This is a genomic window from Microbacterium sp. 18062 (assembly GCF_902706225.1).
Taxonomy (GTDB): domain Bacteria; phylum Actinomycetota; class Actinomycetes; order Actinomycetales; family Microbacteriaceae; genus Microbacterium.
In genome coordinates this window covers 1-14,382 of record NZ_CACSKB010000025.1, presented here as the reverse complement: position 1 = coordinate 14,382, position 14,382 = coordinate 1, and the positions used below count along the sequence as shown (strand labels likewise).

Here is a 14,382-nt window from a genome sequence, read left to right as displayed (position 1 = left end):
AACGAGCACAGCGAGACGAAACGCCCGCGCGGAACGAGTACCGCGCCCCTTCGTCTCGGAGCTCCGCTCCTCGCTCAGGGACCGAGAGGGAGAGGACTTCGGGTCAGCGGCCACGGTCGCTGACGACCAACGAAGGATGCGAGATCTCCCCCTTTCTGGGGAGACGTTCGCGTCAGCTTCTCCGCGCCCCTGCGGGGCACTCGGTGGGGTGGGGAAAGCCCGATCGCTGAGCGAGCGCAGCGAGACGAAGCGTGAGGACTTTCGGGTCAGCCCGCCGCGCGCTCCGCGGCGGCCTCGCCCTCGGGCGCGGGCACCGGGAAGATCTGGTCGAGCAGCTGCGCGGTCCAGGCGATCAGGTCCGCGTCGGCGAGCGGCGCGCCATCCGCCGTCGGCAGCGGCACGACCACGGCCTCGCCCGACGCGACGAGCTTCGCCTTCGGGTAGAGCCGCTGCAGCCGCACCCGCATCGAGTCGGGCAGGCTCGCCGGAGCGACGCGCAGGTTCGGCCCCATCGCCACGACGTCGGCGAGGCCCGACCGCGCCGCGCGCCGCCGCAGGCGCGCCACCGCGACCAGGCCTTCGGCCTCGTCGGGCAGCGCCCCGTACCGGTCGGTGAGCTCGTCGACGACCAGGTCGAGCGCATCGTCCTTGGCCGTGGCGGATGCGGCCGCAGAGAGCTTCTGGTAGGCCTCGAGGCGCAGCCGCTCGCTGTCGATGTACGACTCGGGGATGCGCGCCTGGACCGGCAGCTCGAGCCGCAGCTCGGTGATGCCCTTGACATCCTCGCCGCGGAAGGCCGCGACCGCCTCGCCCACCATCCGCAGGTACAGGTCGAATCCGACGCCCGCGATGTGACCCGCCTGCTCGCCACCGAGCAGGTTCCCCGCTCCGCGCAGCTCGAGGTCCTTGAGCGCCACCTGCATGCCGGAGCCCAGATCGTTGTTCACCGCGATCGTCTCGAGACGGTCCGCGGCGGTCTCACTGAGCGGCTTCTGCTCGTCGTACAGGAAGTAGGCGTACGCCCGCTCCCGGCCGCGCCCGACCCGGCCCCGCAGCTGGTGCAGCTGGCTGAGCCCGTACTTGTCGGCGCGATCGATCACGATCGTGTTGGCGTTGGAGATGTCGAGACCGGTCTCGATGATGGTCGTGCACACGAGCACGTCAGCCCGGCGCTCCCAGAAGTCGTCGACCACGTGCTCGAGCTGGTGCTCCCCCATCTGCCCGTGGGCGACCGCGATGCGCGCCTCGGGCACGAGCTCGGCGAGCTGCGCCGCCACCCGCTGGATGGACTGCACCCGGTTGTGCACGTAGAAGACCTGTCCCTCGCGCAGGAGCTCCCGCCGGATCGCCGCGGCGATCTGCTTGTCGTTGCGCGGGCCCACGTACGAGAGGATCGGATGCCGGTCCTCGGGCGGGGTCGCGAGCGTCGACATCTCCCGGATCCCGGTGACCGCCATCTCGAGCGTGCGCGGGATCGGGGTCGCGCTCATCGCGAGGATGTCGACGTTCGTCTTGAGCTTCTTCAGGGCGTCCTTGTGCTCGACGCCGAACCGTTGCTCCTCGTCGATGATGAGCAGCCCGAGGTCCTTGAAGACCACCTTCTCGGTGAGGATGCGGTGCGTTCCGATCACCATGTCGATCGTGCCGTCTGCGAGCCCCGCGACGATCTCGCGCGCGTACTTGTCGGTCTGGAAGCGCGAGAGCGCACGGACCTTGACAGGGAACCCGGCGAACCGTTCGGTGAAGGTGTCGGTGTGCTGCTTGACCAGCAGGGTCGTCGGCACGAGCATCGCGACCTGCTTGCCGTCCTGGATCGCCTTGAACGCGGCCCGCACCGCGACCTCGGTCTTGCCGAAGCCGACGTCGCCGGAGAGCAGGCGGTCCATCGGGATCGGCTTCTCCATATCGGCCTTGATCTCGTCGATCGTCTGCAGCTGATCGGGCGTCTCGGCGAAGGGGAACGCCTCCTCGAGCTCGCGCTGCCAGGGGGTGTCCGGACCGAACGCGTGGCCCTTGGCCGCCATCCGCGCGGAGTACAGCTTGACGAGCTCGACCGCGATGTCGCGGACGGCCTTGCGCGCCCTGCCCTTCGCGGCGGCCCAGTCGCTGCCGCCCATCTTCGAGAGGGGCGGCGCCTCGCCGCCGACATAGCGCGACAGCAGGTCGAGCTGGTCGGTGGGCACGAACAGCTTGTCGCCGGGGTGGCCGCGTTTGGAGGGCGCGTACTCGAGCACGAGGTACTCGCGTCTGCTCTTGACCGCGTTGCGGCCGCCGGACGAGACCTCGCGCTGCACGAGCTCGACGAACCGGCCGATGCCGTGCGTGGAGTGCACGACGTGGTCGCCGGGCTTCAGCTGCAGCGGATCGACGACGTTCTTGCGCCGCGAGGCGAGCTTCTTGACCGCGCGGTTGTCTCCGGCGATCGTGCGGCCGTAGAACTCGGACTCGGTCAGCACCGCGAGCTTGGCGCCCGGCACCTCGAACCCGCGCTCCAGGGCGCAGGCGACGATGGTCGCGACGCCGCGCTCGGGTGCCGCGAGCACCGCGTCGACCCGGCGAGCGGCGAGCCCGCGCTCGGCGAGCACGTCCCGCGCCCGATCGGCCAGACCGGCGCCCGACGCGGTGACCACGACCGCCCAGCCGTCGCCGAGCAGTCGCGCGACGTGGTCGACGGCACCGTCGACGCTGCCGGAGAACGAGGGGACGGATGCGGCGTCGATGCGCACCACGCCGCCGCGCTCGACGAGTCCCTCCGCCTCGGCGTCCGCCGCCCCGGAGTCGAACCCGGAGAGCGTCCACCAGACACCGCCGCGCTCCTGCGTCACCTCCTGCAGACGGGGAAGCCCCACGAAGTCCCCCGCGCCGAGGTCGACCGGGGTCTCCGCGCCCGCGACCGCCGCGCTCCATGCGGCGTCGAGGAACTCGCGGTTGGTGTCGGCGAGCGTGATCGCACGGGCGACCGCGCGCTCGGGGTCGACGAGCGCGACAGCGGTGGCCCGCGGCAGGTAGTCGACGAGCGTCACGAGGTCGTCGACGAGCGCGGGTGTCAACGACTCCATGCCTTCGGCGGGGATGCCCTCGGCCATCTTCTCGAGCATCCCCCGCAACGACGGGAACGCGTCGCCGAGGCCCCGGGCGCGCTCGCGCACCTCTTCGGTCAGCAGCAGCTCGCGGCTCGCGACGAACTCGACCTCGGTGATCTCCCCGGGCAGCGACCGCTGGTCGGCGACCGAGAACGCCCGGATCTGATCGACCTCGTCGCCGAAGAACTCGACCCGGAACGGGTGGTCGGCGGTGGGCGGGAAGACGTCGAGGATGCCGCCGCGCACCGCGAACTCACCGCGGCGCGAGACCATGTCGACCCGCAGATACGCCCGTTCCACGAGGCCGCCGACGACCTCTGCCAGATCCAGCCCCCGCGCGCCGACGGTCAGACGCACCGCCGCGGCGTCGGCGAGGTCCGGAGCGAGCGGCTGGATGGCGCTGCGGACGGAGGCGGTGATCACCAGCGGCGCCTCACCGTTCCAGTCCGCGATGCGGCGGAGCACGTCGATGCGCCGTCCGACGGTCTCGGCGCTGGGGCTCAGGCGTTCGTGGGGCAGGGTCTCCCAGGCCGGGAAGTGACGCACCTCGGCGCCGGGCAGCACGGCTTCGAGTGCCGGCCCGAGCGCCTCGGCGCGCCGACCGGTCGGCGCGATCACGAGCAGCGCCGCGGGCTTGCCCGTGGTGCGACGCTGTTCCAGCAACGCGGCGAGCAGCGGGGCGTCGAGGCCGTCGACCACCGAGAAGTCGCTGTCGACGGATGCGGTCGCCACCGCATCCCGGAAGGTGTCCGCGCGCCCCAGGGCGCGCACGATCCCGGGAACTGTCACCGTACGATCCTATGCGCGCCCGGGGACAGACAGGTTCTCAGCCCGTACGGGGCACTCCGTGGGGAGGGGAAAGTCCAGGCAATGCGCCTGTTCAACAGAACCGGGGCGCGGAGACTCTCGGGTCAGCGGCCCGGCGGCGCGTGCCAGCGTTGCTGCGCGGCCGGCAGACCCTCGCCGACCAGCAGCTCTACCGCATCCGCCGCGTCGCCGACCAGGATCGGGAGCGCGGCGCGCTCGCTCGCACCGAAGGGGTCGAGCACCCAGTCCGCCGGGTCCTGACGTCCGGGCGGCCGGCCGATGCCGACGCGGACGCGGGGGAAGTCCGGCGTGCCGAGGGCCTTGGCGACGTCGCGCACGCCGTTGTGCCCGCCGTGCCCGCCGCCGGTCTTCAGCTTCAGCGTGTCGAACGGGATGTCCAGTTCGTCGTGCACGACCACGACGCGTCCCGGATCGACCCCGTAGAACCTCACGAGGTTCGCCACCGGGCCGCCGGAGACGTTCATGAACGTGTTCGGCTTCGCCAGCACGAGCTTGTCGGCGCCCGGGCGCAGCCACGTCTCCACGACGCGGGCGTTGGCCTTGTGCGCGCGGAAGGACTCGCGTCGGCGGGCGGCGAGCTCGTCGACCACGAGCTGTCCGACGTTGTGCCGGGTCGCCGCATACCGGGGACCCGGATTGCCGAGTCCCACGATAAGCCAGGTCTGCGTCATGCTCGCTCCTGCCCTGCCGGAAGATGCGAGAAGGGGGCGCAGGAACCGCACCCCCTTCTCCTTCTCGACCAGGCCTCTTACTCGGCGCCGCCCTCAGCGGCCTCGGACTGCTCGGCAGCGACTTCGGCGTCTGCCTCGGCGATCTCGTCCTCGGCGGCGAGGGTCGAGGCGGGCACGGAGATCGCGACGATGAGCGTCTCGGCGGCGACGGCGAGCGACGCGCCCTTCGGGAGCTTCAGGTCGGCCGCGGTGATGTGCGTACCGTCCTCGAGGCCCTCGACGTCGACCTCGACGTTCTGCGGGATGTGGGTCGCCTCGACCTCGAGCGACACCGTGTTGGCGTCGAGGTTCGCGATCGTGCCGGCGACGGGCTCGCCCAGCACGAGCACGGGCACGTCGACCTGGATCTTCTCGCCCTTCTTCACCACGAGCAGGTCGATGTGCTCGATGACCTGGCGCACCGGGTCCTTCTGCACGTCCTTGACGAGCGCGAGCTCGTTGCGGCCGTCGATCGACAGCTCGAGCAGCGCGTTCGCACGGCGGATGATGAGCGCGACCTGGTGGCCGGGCAGCGCGAGATGCACGGGGTCGGTGCCGTGACCGTAGAGGACGGCGGGGATCTGGCCGGCGGCGCGCAGGCGGCGGGCGAAGCCCTTGCCGAACTGCGTCCGCTGCTCGGCGGTGACCTTGTTGTCTTCCGACATGGTGATTCTCCTCGTGGGCGCACGGGCCCGGGTCTGGGGTTTGCGGATATCGACTCGAACGCGAGCGCGTGAGGAAGACCGTGAACCTGCACACCCCCGTCGATTACGGATGCCGCACGCTGATGCCGCGGTATCCCTCGCCGAAGTTCATCCGGAGTCTATCAGCGCGGCCGGTAGCATGAGAAACGCTCTTGTCTGTGACGAAAGGACCCCCGTGGACGCCCAGCTCTCCTCCGATCTCGTGTTGGGCTTCATCGGCCTGCTGGCCCTGCTCTCGGCGGTCGGCGTGGTCGGCGCGTTCTGGTCGCTCGGACGCGCGGGCTACCGCAAGGACTGACCGACCCCCGGCGCTGCGCATCCGCCCATCGTCCTCGGCCGTCGCCACCCGGGCGACGGCTACGCTTTCCGCTGTCCCTTTCCTTTTCCGGAGGAGTATTTCGTGACCGAGGCATCAGCCAACATCGGAGTCGTCGGACTCGCCGTCATGGGGTCGAACCTGGCCCGCAACCTCGCCTCGCGCGAGGGCAACACGGTGGCGGTCTTCAACCGCAGCCACGACAAGACCGAGCACCTGGTCGCGGAGCACCCCGAGGCCGGGTTCGTGCCCGCCTTCTCCTACGAGGAGTTCGCCGCCGCGCTGCAGAAGCCCCGCACCGCCGTCATCATGGTCAAGGCCGGCGGTCCGACCGACGCCGTGATCGACGAGCTCGTGCGCGTCTTCGAGCCCGGTGACATCATCGTCGACGGCGGCAACTCGCTGTTCACCGACACCATCCGCCGCGAGAAGACGGTCCGCGCGACCGGCATCAACTTCGTCGGCATGGGCGTCTCCGGCGGCGAGGAGGGCGCGCTCCTCGGCCCGTCGCTCATGCCCGGCGGCTCGGACGAGTCCTGGATCACGCTCGGCCCGATCCTGCGGTCGATCGCCGCCGTCGCCGAGGGCGAGCCGTGCGTCACCCACGTCGGCCACGACGGAGCCGGCCACTTCGTGAAGATGGTGCACAACGGCATCGAGTACGCCGACATGCAGCTCATCGCCGAGGCCTACGACCTCATCCGCCGCGGCACCGGCAAGTCCCCCGCCGAGATCGCGGACGTCTTCGCCGAGTGGAACCGCGGCGAGCTCGAGTCCTACCTGATCGAGATCACCGCCGAGGTGCTCCGCCAGGTCGACGCGGCGACCGGCGAGCCCCTGGTCGACGTGATCCTCGACCAGGCCGGCGCCAAGGGCACCGGCGCGTGGACGGTGCAGACCGCCCTCGACCTCGGCGTTCCCGTCTCCGGCATCGCCGAGGCGACCTTCGCCCGCTCGCTCTCGAGCCATCCCGAGCAGCGCGAGACCGCGGGGGTGCTCCCCGGACCGTCCGAGGGCTTCACGGCCGAGGACCCCGAGGCCTTCATAGAGCGCGTGCGCCTCGCGCTCTATGCGTCGAAGATCGTCGCCTACTCGCAGGGCTTCGACGAGATCCGCGCGGGAGCCGCGCAGTACGGCTGGAACATCGATCTCGGCAAGGTCGCGTCGATCTGGCGCGGGGGCTGCATCATCCGCGCCCGGTTCCTCAACCGCATCACCGACGCCTACGCCGAGACGCCCGACCTGCCGGTGCTCATGACCGCACCGTTCTTCGTCGACGTCTTCTCCCGCGCACAGGACGCCTGGCGCGACGTGGTCTCGACGGCGGCCGCGGCCGGCATCCCCTCCCCGGCGTTCTCGTCGTCGCTCGCGTACTACGACGGACTGCGCGCCACCCGTCTGCCGGCCGCCCTCATCCAGGGGCAGCGCGACTTCTTCGGGGCGCACACCTATCGCCGCGTCGACAAGCCCGGCACCTTCCACACGCTGTGGTCGGGCGACCGCACCGAGGTCGAGGCCGAGGACACGCACTGACCACGGCGTGGCTGCCGTGTCCGCATCGCTACGCGTGCGCCGGACGGCGTCGCGCGTCGTCCTCGCCCTGCTGAGCGCGCTCTATCTCTGCGGCGTGTGGCACCTCACGCTTCGGGCACGCCCCTACGGGGACGAGATCGCCGGGCTCGTCGAACGGGTGGTCGCGTGGCTCGCGCGCCGCGACGCCACGTCGTGGATCACGTTCGACGTCGTCGAGTTCGGCGCGAACGTCGCGATGTTCGCACCGCTCGGCGTCTTCGCCGTGCTCTGGTTCGGCGCACGCCGGTGGTGGCTCGCGCCGCCGCTCGGCCTCGCGCTGAGCGGGATCATCGAGGGCGCGCAGTACCTCTTCCTCGACACCCGGATCGCGGACGTCCGCGACCTCGTCGCGAACACGGCCGGGGCGCTCGCGGGCGCGCTGCTGATGCTGCTGCTCGCGTTCCTGCTGACCGTGCCCTCCCGGCAGCGCTGAACGGCGGCTATTCCTGGCGCGATCCTGGCGCAGGTGGAATGCTGGTCTTCCGGGCCTCGGCCATGAGCGCCGCGAGCGCCGCCGCGCTCATCGAGACGATCGTCTCACGCTGGTCGTCGGGGCAGTCGTGGAGGACCCACTCGAAGCAGAGCGCCTCGTTGAGACCGATGAAACCGGCGAGCGCGGTGTCGACCATCGCGTCTTGGGGAAGACCGCCCCGCTCCCGGATCAGCTCCGCGTATCGGTGTCGCCATGTGCGGCGGAGCTCGGCCGCTCCCGCGGGCTCGCCATCCGGAGCAAGGAACTGCTGCGCCCATGCCCGCGGTCGCGTCTTGACGAAGTCGAAGTAGGCATGAAGCCCCCTGAGCAGCCGTTCCTGCGCACTCATCCCGGGACCAACGTCCGCGTCGACCGACGCCTGTTGCGAGAACAGCTCTTCCAGTCTCCTCTCCCACACCGTCAGGTACAGGTTCGCCTTGGTCTCGAAGTAGCGCACCAGCAGGGCGTCGGAGGAACCGGCCGCGCGCGCGATCGAGAGGAGGGAGACCTGATCGTAGGGAGCCGCCATGAAGGCCGCCTCGGCGGCGTCGAGGAGCTCGCTGCGGCGCTCCGCGCCGGCCAGACGACGTCTCGGCGACCTGCCCGTTCTCGTCACGGCGCCAGCCTATCGCGACATGAGTGGGACTTACTAAGCTAAAGTAAGTAGCACTTATTAGCATCGATGACCGGCAGGTCCTGAACAGAGACAACGATGAACGACAGTCATTCCTCGGAGGACCTCGGTGCGACACCCCTGCGCTTTCTGTGCGTCTGCCTGCCCTATGCCGGACACATCTATCCCACGCTCGGCACGGTCGCCGCACTCGTCGACGCCGGCCACGACGTGAGGTGCGTTCTCGACCCACGCTGGCGGCGCGAGGTCGAGGCGACGGGAGCTCGCTTCATCCCCTACGATCGCTACCCGAGCGACCCGGGCCCGGTCAGCCGATCTTTGCTGGCCCCGCGCCGGGCGTTCGCCACGGCGCAGCGGGTGGCAGCGCAGGAGCGATACGACTGCCTCCTCTACGAGGCGCTGTTCTCGTACGGCAAGGCGCTCGCCGTCTCGCTCGGCCTGCCCGCGGTGAGACTCTCGTCCACGTTCGCGTACACGAGGCAGATCCTCGAGAACCTCGCCCGCACGGGAGGAAGACACCTGACCTCCGTGATGCGCGACGGCCCCCTCTACCGAATGCTGTCGGCACAGGCCCATCGCAAGGGGTTCCTGCAGAGCGCCGACTTCATCACGGAGATCGTCGACAACCCGCCGGATCTCACCTACGTGTACACGAGCCGCAGCTTCCAGATCGACGCGGAGGAGTTCCCCGAGGAGAGGTTCCGATTCATCGGCCCCTCGCTCGAGGCACGCTCGTCCGATCCGACTCGGCGTCCGGACCTCGACGCCGAGTCGCCGCTGATCTACGTGTCGATGGGCACCTTGCTCAACAGACGACCGCGCTTCTACCGCGCGTGCATCGCAGCCTTCGCCGACGCACCCGTCTCCGTCGTGATGTCGATCGGGCACGGACTCGACCCCGCCCGTCTCGGTGAGCTTCCGCACAACATCACCGTGCACCCGTGGGTGCCGCAGCTCGACGTCCTTCGACATGCCGACCTGTTCATCACCCACGGCGGCATGAACAGCGTCAACGAATCCATCTACGCCGAGGTGCCCATGCTCGTCGTCCCGCAGGGCAACGACCAGCCCACCGTCGCAGACCGCGTCGAGGAGCTCGGGCTCGGCATGCGACTGGACCCTGCCGAAGCCACGCCCGCGCGACTGCAGTCCGCGAGCGAGCGCGTCCTCGGCTCACAGTCCGTTTCCGCCCACGTAGCGGCGATCAGCGCCGACATGCGGGCAGCCGGCGGCAACGCGCGTGCTGTGGAGGAGATCACCCGGATGCTGACCCGCCGCCGATGACGACCGCCGACCCCGCATCCGCGGCGCGTCCGCATCCGCTTTGCGGCCGCGGCGCGTCCGGACCGCGAGACTGCACGTGCGCGCCGAGACCGTGGGGTTGCCCCACGGTCTCGGCGTCACGATGCAGTCTCGCGGATCTTCACGTATGGAGTCGGGGCCCAGCCACCTGGGGACGCCCGCTCAGCGGGTGATGTCGCGTACCGTCCCCTTGTCGAGGCGCAGACGCCGGGTCGCCCGGCGGGCGACGGCCGAGTCGTGCGTCACGACGATGAGCGTCAGCCCCTCGACGTTCAGCCCCTGCAGGAGCTCCAGGATCTCGTCGCGCATGCTCTCGTCCAGGTTTCCGGTCGGCTCGTCCGCGAGCAGCACCTTCGGCCGCTTCGCGATCGCGCGGGCGATGGCGACGCGCTGCTGCTGACCGCCGGAGAGCTCCCCGGGGCGGTGGTCGCCGCGCTCGGCGAGCCCGACGTGCGCGAGCGCCTCGGCCACGCGGGTCGCGCGCTCCGCCTTCGGGAGCCCGAGCGGCTCGAGGCCCATGTCGACGTTCTCCGCCGCGGTGAGGGTCGGGATGAGGTTGAACCCCTGGAAGACGAAGCCGATCTCGTGCGCGCGCAGGCGTCCGAGCTCGGCGTTCGAGGCCGTCGCGATGTCGGTGCCTGCGAGCACGACGGCGCCGGCCGTCGGCCGGTCGAGCGCTCCCAACAGCTGCAGGAAGGTCGACTTTCCGCCACCGGTCGGCCCCTGGATGGTGACGAACTCGCCCTGGGCGATCTCGATGTCGACCCCGGTGAGCGCCTTCACGACACGCCCTTTCTGCCGATAGGTCTTCGTGACCCCGGCGATGCGGTACGCCGGCGCCGCGGCGGGCGCCGCATCCGATTCGGTGGTCTGGGTGATCGTCATGACGGGTTCTCCTTCGGGGTACGCGAACGTGGGGTGCGGATGCGGGTCATCCGACGGACCGGAGCGCCTCGGCCGGGCTGAGGCGCGCGGCGCGCCATCCGCCGAACGCGCCCGCGACGAGTCCGCCGGCGACGGCGAGGCCGACCGCAGCGAGCACGATGGTGATCGAGACCGGCGCGTTCAGCACGATGTCGGTGGCCGTCTCGGTCGCGGCGCCGAAGCCGCCGCCCGGCATTCCGCCGCCGGGACCGCCCTGGTCGGCGGAGGTCGTGGCGGCCGTCGAGATGGTCGGGGAGATCAGGTTGATCGCCACGACGCCCGCGAGTCCGATGACCAGGCCCGCGACGCCGCCGATGAGTCCCTGCACCATCGACTCGCCGGCGACCTGGCCGACCACCCGGCCGTTGGACCAGCCGATCGCCTTGAGGGTGCCGAACTCGCGGGTGCGGCGCGAGACGCCGGAGATCGTGAACAGCACGGCCAGCGCGACGGCGACGGCCAGCACGATGATCGAGAGCCAGGTGCCGAGGCTCGTGATGAGCGACGACGCGCTCGAGAGCGAGCCCGACACGGTCGCGGCGAGGTCGGACTGCGAGCTCACGGTCGCATCCGGCAGCTCCTCCTGGATGGTCGCCTGCACGCTCGAGATCGCGTCGGCGGAGTCGGCCTGCACGTAGATCGTGGAGACGACGTCCTCGACCCCCGCGAGCGTCTGCGCGACGTCGAGCGGGATGTAGACGTTCGCAGCGGTGTCTGCCTCGCTCGAGGTGGACGCGACGATCCCGACGATCTCCATTGCGGTGCCGCCGACGTCGATCGTGCCGCCGACCGCGAGGTCGTTGCTCGAGGCATAGGTCGCGTCGACGACGGCGACGTTCGTGCCCGCGTCGTCCGCGGCGAGCAGCCGCCCGTCCGAGAGCTCGACGGAGGAGAGGGGACCGACCGTGGTGTCTGCCGACTCGATGCCGAGGACGGTGAACGAGTTCACGTCGAACGACCCGCCGCCGAAGCCTCCTCCGCCGCCGCCCTCACCGCCGGCGCCGGGGCCGCCCTGACCCTCGGTGGTGCCGGAGTCGGTGCTCGGGGCCTCCGGCAGCTCGCCGTCGAAGGTGGTGTTGGTCAGGCTGAGCGCGCCCGAGACCGCGGAGACGCCGTCGAGGGATGCGACGGTGTCGAGCGTGGCGGCGGCGAGCGTGCCGCGCATCATGTCGGTCGTCAGCCGGGACTGGCTGAGCGAGGTCGTGCCGTCATCGGAGGTCGCGCCGCCGTCCTGGTCGAACTCGAAGCTTCCGCCGCCGCCTCCCTCTCCGGGTTCCGCCTGGGCGCCGGTCACCGTCAGGTCGGTGCCGACCCCGTACACGGACTCGAGCGCCTGGGACTGCGCGTCGCGCACGCCCGCGGCGAGCGAGTTCACGATGATCACGAGCGCGATGGCGATGGCGAGCCCGGCCGCCACGATGATGGTCTGTTTCTTGCGTCCGGCCAGCTCCCGGCGCAGGTACGTCCCGTACATAGGTCTCCTCTCGGGCGTGTGCCCTCGCCGAGACACTAGGAACCGTCCTCATGCGAACGGACAGCAGGGATTATGAGAGAGCTATGGACGCCCTCCGCGCATCTCACAGCGAGCGCATAGCCTGTGCCATAGGAATCCCATAGGAATGCGCGCACAATCGGAGGCATGACCACGACCGCTCCCGCCACCGCCCTGCACCGCGCCGACGGCACGCCCCCGCGCGTGCTCGTCGTCGACGATGAGCAGATGTTGACCGACCTGCTCTCGATGGCCCTGCGCATGGAGGGCTGGGACGTCCGCACCGCCGCGTCCGGCTTCCAGGCGTTGCAGGCCGCACGCGACTTCGACCCCGACGCGATGGTGCTCGACATCATGATGCCCGACCTCGACGGGATGGCCGTGCTGCAGCGACTGCGTCAGTCCGGCAACGACGTGCCCGTCCTCTTCCTCACGGCGAAGGATGCGGTCTCGGACCGGGTCGCCGGGCTCACCGCCGGCGGGGACGACTACGTCACGAAGCCGTTCAGTCTGGAAGAGGTCGTGGCGCGTCTTCGCGGCCTCATGCGCCGGGCCGGCACCGCGCAGGCGAACGACGCAGAGCCCATCCTCCGGGTCGGCGATCTCAGCCTCAACGAGGACAGCCACGAGGTCGACCGTGCGGGCGAGGAGATCGAGCTGACCGCGACGGAGTTCGAGCTGCTGCGCTACCTCATGCGCAACCAGCGTCGTGTCGTGTCGAAGGCGCAGATCCTCGACCGTGTGTGGAACTACGACTTCGGCGGCCGCTCGAGCGTCGTCGAGCTCTACATCTCCTATCTCCGCAAGAAGATCGACCAGGGCCGTGACCCGCTCATCCACACCGTGCGCGGCGTCGGATACATGATCAAAGCCCCGCAGTGACCTCCGCGCCCGCTCGCCCCCGCCGGCATCGGATGACGCTGCAGGCGCGGCTGATGACGGCCGTCATCGGGATGGTCGCCGTGATCCTGGGCGCCGTCGGACTCGCCACCGGCACCATCCTGACCTCGATCATGCAGGACAACCTGAACACGCAGGTGTCGGCCTCGCTGGGCGAGCTGCGGTACTACCCCACCGACACCGCGGCCGACATCCTCTCCAGCGGTCGTCAGGCCGCAGGCACGCTGCTGGTCTTCCGGTCGCAGTTCGGCGGCGACGCCACCGGCGCCTACGTCACCGGCTCCGACGGGGTGGCGACGCTCACGAGCGAGCAGGTGTACGAGCTCGTCGGCGAGCTCAAGCGTGGCGGTTTCGACACCGTGTCGATCGACGGCATCGGCGAGTACCGCGTTCTGATGACCGGCGGCACCAACGGAGAGTTCGCGGTGATCGGCCTGCCCACCTCCGAGGTCACCTCGACGCTGACGCAGATCGTCACGACCGTCGCCCTCGTCACGGTGGGCGGCCTGCTGCTGCTCGGGGTCGTGCTCGCCGTCATCATCCGGCGCAGCCTCCGGCCGCTGCGTGCCGTCGCCGCGACCGCCGAACGCGTCGCCGCACAGCCGCTCGCCGAGGGCGCCGTGACGATCGAGGAACGGGTGCCCGCCTCCGAGGCCGACGAGCGCACCGAGATCGGGCGCGTGGGCGCGGCCCTGAACACCCTCCTCGATCACGTCGGCACCTCGCTCGACGCCCGCCAGCGCAACGAGGAGCGGATGCGGACCTTCGTCGCGGACGCCAGCCACGAGCTGCGCACGCCGCTCGCCTCCATCCGGGGGTATTCAGAGCTCTCGCTGCGCGACCCCACGCTCGGGGAGGACGCCGCCTCGGCGCTCGAGCGGATCCAGGCGCAGTCCCTGCGGATGACGGCCCTCGTCGAGGACCTGCTGCTGCTCGCCCGTCTCGAGGAGGGCCAGGAGCTCGTGCACGGCGCCGTCGATCTGTCGCGCCTGGTCATCGAGACGGTCGGCGACGCGCAGGCGGCCGGGCCCGATCACCGCTGGGAGATCGACCTCGGCGAGGACCCGGTGATCCTCGCCGGCGACGAGGCGCGGCTCACCCAGGTGATCGCGAACCTCCTCGCCAACGCCCGCACCCATACCCCGGCGGGCACGCTCGTCACGGTGAGTGTCGTGCAGGAGGGCTCGGAGGCCGTCCTGCGGGTGCACGACGACGGCCCGGGCGTCGACCCCGCGGTCGCCGACGAGCTGTTCGAACGCTTCTCGCGGGCGGATCGCTCGCGTGCACGCAAGACCGGCGGAACCGGACTCGGGCTCTCGATCGTGCGGGCGATCGTCGCGGCGCACAGCGGCGAGATCTCGGTCACGTCGCGGCCCGGGGACACCACCTTCACGGTGCGGCTGCCCGCGAGGCCCGCGGACCCCGTCGTCCGCCCCGCCTGAACG

At 70.6% G+C, this 14,382-nt stretch carries 12 protein-coding genes; 6 read left to right on the top strand and 6 right to left on the bottom strand.

The features are described 5' to 3' along the window. Window positions 1-266 precede the first annotated feature (266 nt). From mfd to GVL03_RS10780, 3 genes are all read right to left on the bottom strand, one after another. The gene (gene mfd / locus GVL03_RS10790; RefSeq protein WP_200847142.1) at window positions 267-3,872 is read right to left on the bottom strand and encodes a transcription-repair coupling factor; all 3,606 of its coding nucleotides are present in this window, start codon (window positions 3,870-3,872) and stop codon (window positions 267-269) included. A 122-nt stretch (window positions 3,873-3,994) separates the two neighbouring features. Beyond that, window positions 3,995-4,582 (bottom strand): aminoacyl-tRNA hydrolase, encoded by a 588-nt coding sequence (gene pth / locus GVL03_RS10785; protein ID WP_159501001.1) that lies wholly within the window; start codon window positions 4,580-4,582, stop codon window positions 3,995-3,997. A 77-nt stretch (window positions 4,583-4,659) separates the two neighbouring features. Continuing rightward, the gene (locus tag GVL03_RS10780; RefSeq protein ID WP_159501000.1) at window positions 4,660-5,286 is read right to left on the bottom strand and encodes a 50S ribosomal protein L25/general stress protein Ctc; all 627 of its coding nucleotides are present in this window, start codon (window positions 5,284-5,286) and stop codon (window positions 4,660-4,662) included. 214 nt (window positions 5,287-5,500) lie between these two features. Here GVL03_RS10780 and GVL03_RS22630 point away from each other — a divergent pair, with 214 nt between their 5' ends. From GVL03_RS22630 to GVL03_RS10770, 3 genes are all read left to right on the top strand, one after another. After that, a complete protein-coding gene (locus GVL03_RS22630) occupies window positions 5,501-5,623 on the top strand; it encodes a hypothetical protein (RefSeq protein ID WP_306770332.1) in 123 nt (40 codons plus the stop codon). 102 nt (window positions 5,624-5,725) lie between these two features. Next, window positions 5,726-7,174: an NADP-dependent phosphogluconate dehydrogenase gene (gndA, locus tag GVL03_RS10775; protein ID WP_159500999.1), complete on the top strand. Its 1,449-nt coding sequence runs from the start codon at window positions 5,726-5,728 to the stop codon at window positions 7,172-7,174. A 16-nt stretch (window positions 7,175-7,190) separates the two neighbouring features. After that, window positions 7,191-7,646 carry a VanZ family protein gene (locus GVL03_RS10770; RefSeq protein ID WP_235038119.1) on the top strand — a complete coding sequence of 152 codons (456 nt, stop codon included), beginning with the start codon at window positions 7,191-7,193 and terminating at the stop codon, window positions 7,644-7,646. A 7-nt stretch (window positions 7,647-7,653) separates the two neighbouring features. Here the strand turns inward: GVL03_RS10770 and GVL03_RS10765 are convergent, their stop codons facing one another. Beyond that, a complete protein-coding gene (locus GVL03_RS10765; protein ID WP_159500998.1) occupies window positions 7,654-8,301 on the bottom strand; it encodes a TetR/AcrR family transcriptional regulator in 648 nt (215 codons plus the stop codon). Window positions 8,302-8,397: 96 nt separating this feature from the next. On the opposite strand from GVL03_RS10765, the gene GVL03_RS10760 reads away from it, so the two are divergent. Continuing rightward, the gene (locus GVL03_RS10760; RefSeq protein WP_159500997.1) at window positions 8,398-9,603 is read left to right on the top strand and encodes a macrolide family glycosyltransferase; all 1,206 of its coding nucleotides are present in this window, start codon (window positions 8,398-8,400) and stop codon (window positions 9,601-9,603) included. Between the two features lie 180 nt (window positions 9,604-9,783). Here the strand turns inward: GVL03_RS10760 and GVL03_RS10755 are convergent, their stop codons facing one another. Both GVL03_RS10755 and GVL03_RS10750 read right to left on the bottom strand, forming a co-directional pair. Next, entirely contained in the window at window positions 9,784-10,506 is a 723-nt protein-coding gene (locus GVL03_RS10755; RefSeq protein ID WP_159500996.1) for an ABC transporter ATP-binding protein, read from the bottom strand. Window positions 10,507-10,552: 46 nt separating this feature from the next. Continuing rightward, complete coding sequence (locus GVL03_RS10750; RefSeq protein ID WP_159500995.1) at window positions 10,553-12,019, bottom strand: ABC transporter permease; 1,467 nt, start codon at window positions 12,017-12,019, stop codon at window positions 10,553-10,555. 165 nt (window positions 12,020-12,184) lie between these two features. Between GVL03_RS10750 and GVL03_RS10745 the strand changes: the two genes are divergently transcribed. Continuing rightward, entirely contained in the window at window positions 12,185-12,919 is a 735-nt protein-coding gene (locus GVL03_RS10745) for a response regulator transcription factor (protein WP_159500994.1), read from the top strand. Between the two features lie 53 nt (window positions 12,920-12,972). Further along, a complete protein-coding gene (locus GVL03_RS10740) occupies window positions 12,973-14,379 on the top strand; it encodes a cell wall metabolism sensor histidine kinase WalK (RefSeq protein ID WP_235038118.1) in 1,407 nt (468 codons plus the stop codon). Window positions 14,380-14,382: the final 3 nt, after the last annotated feature.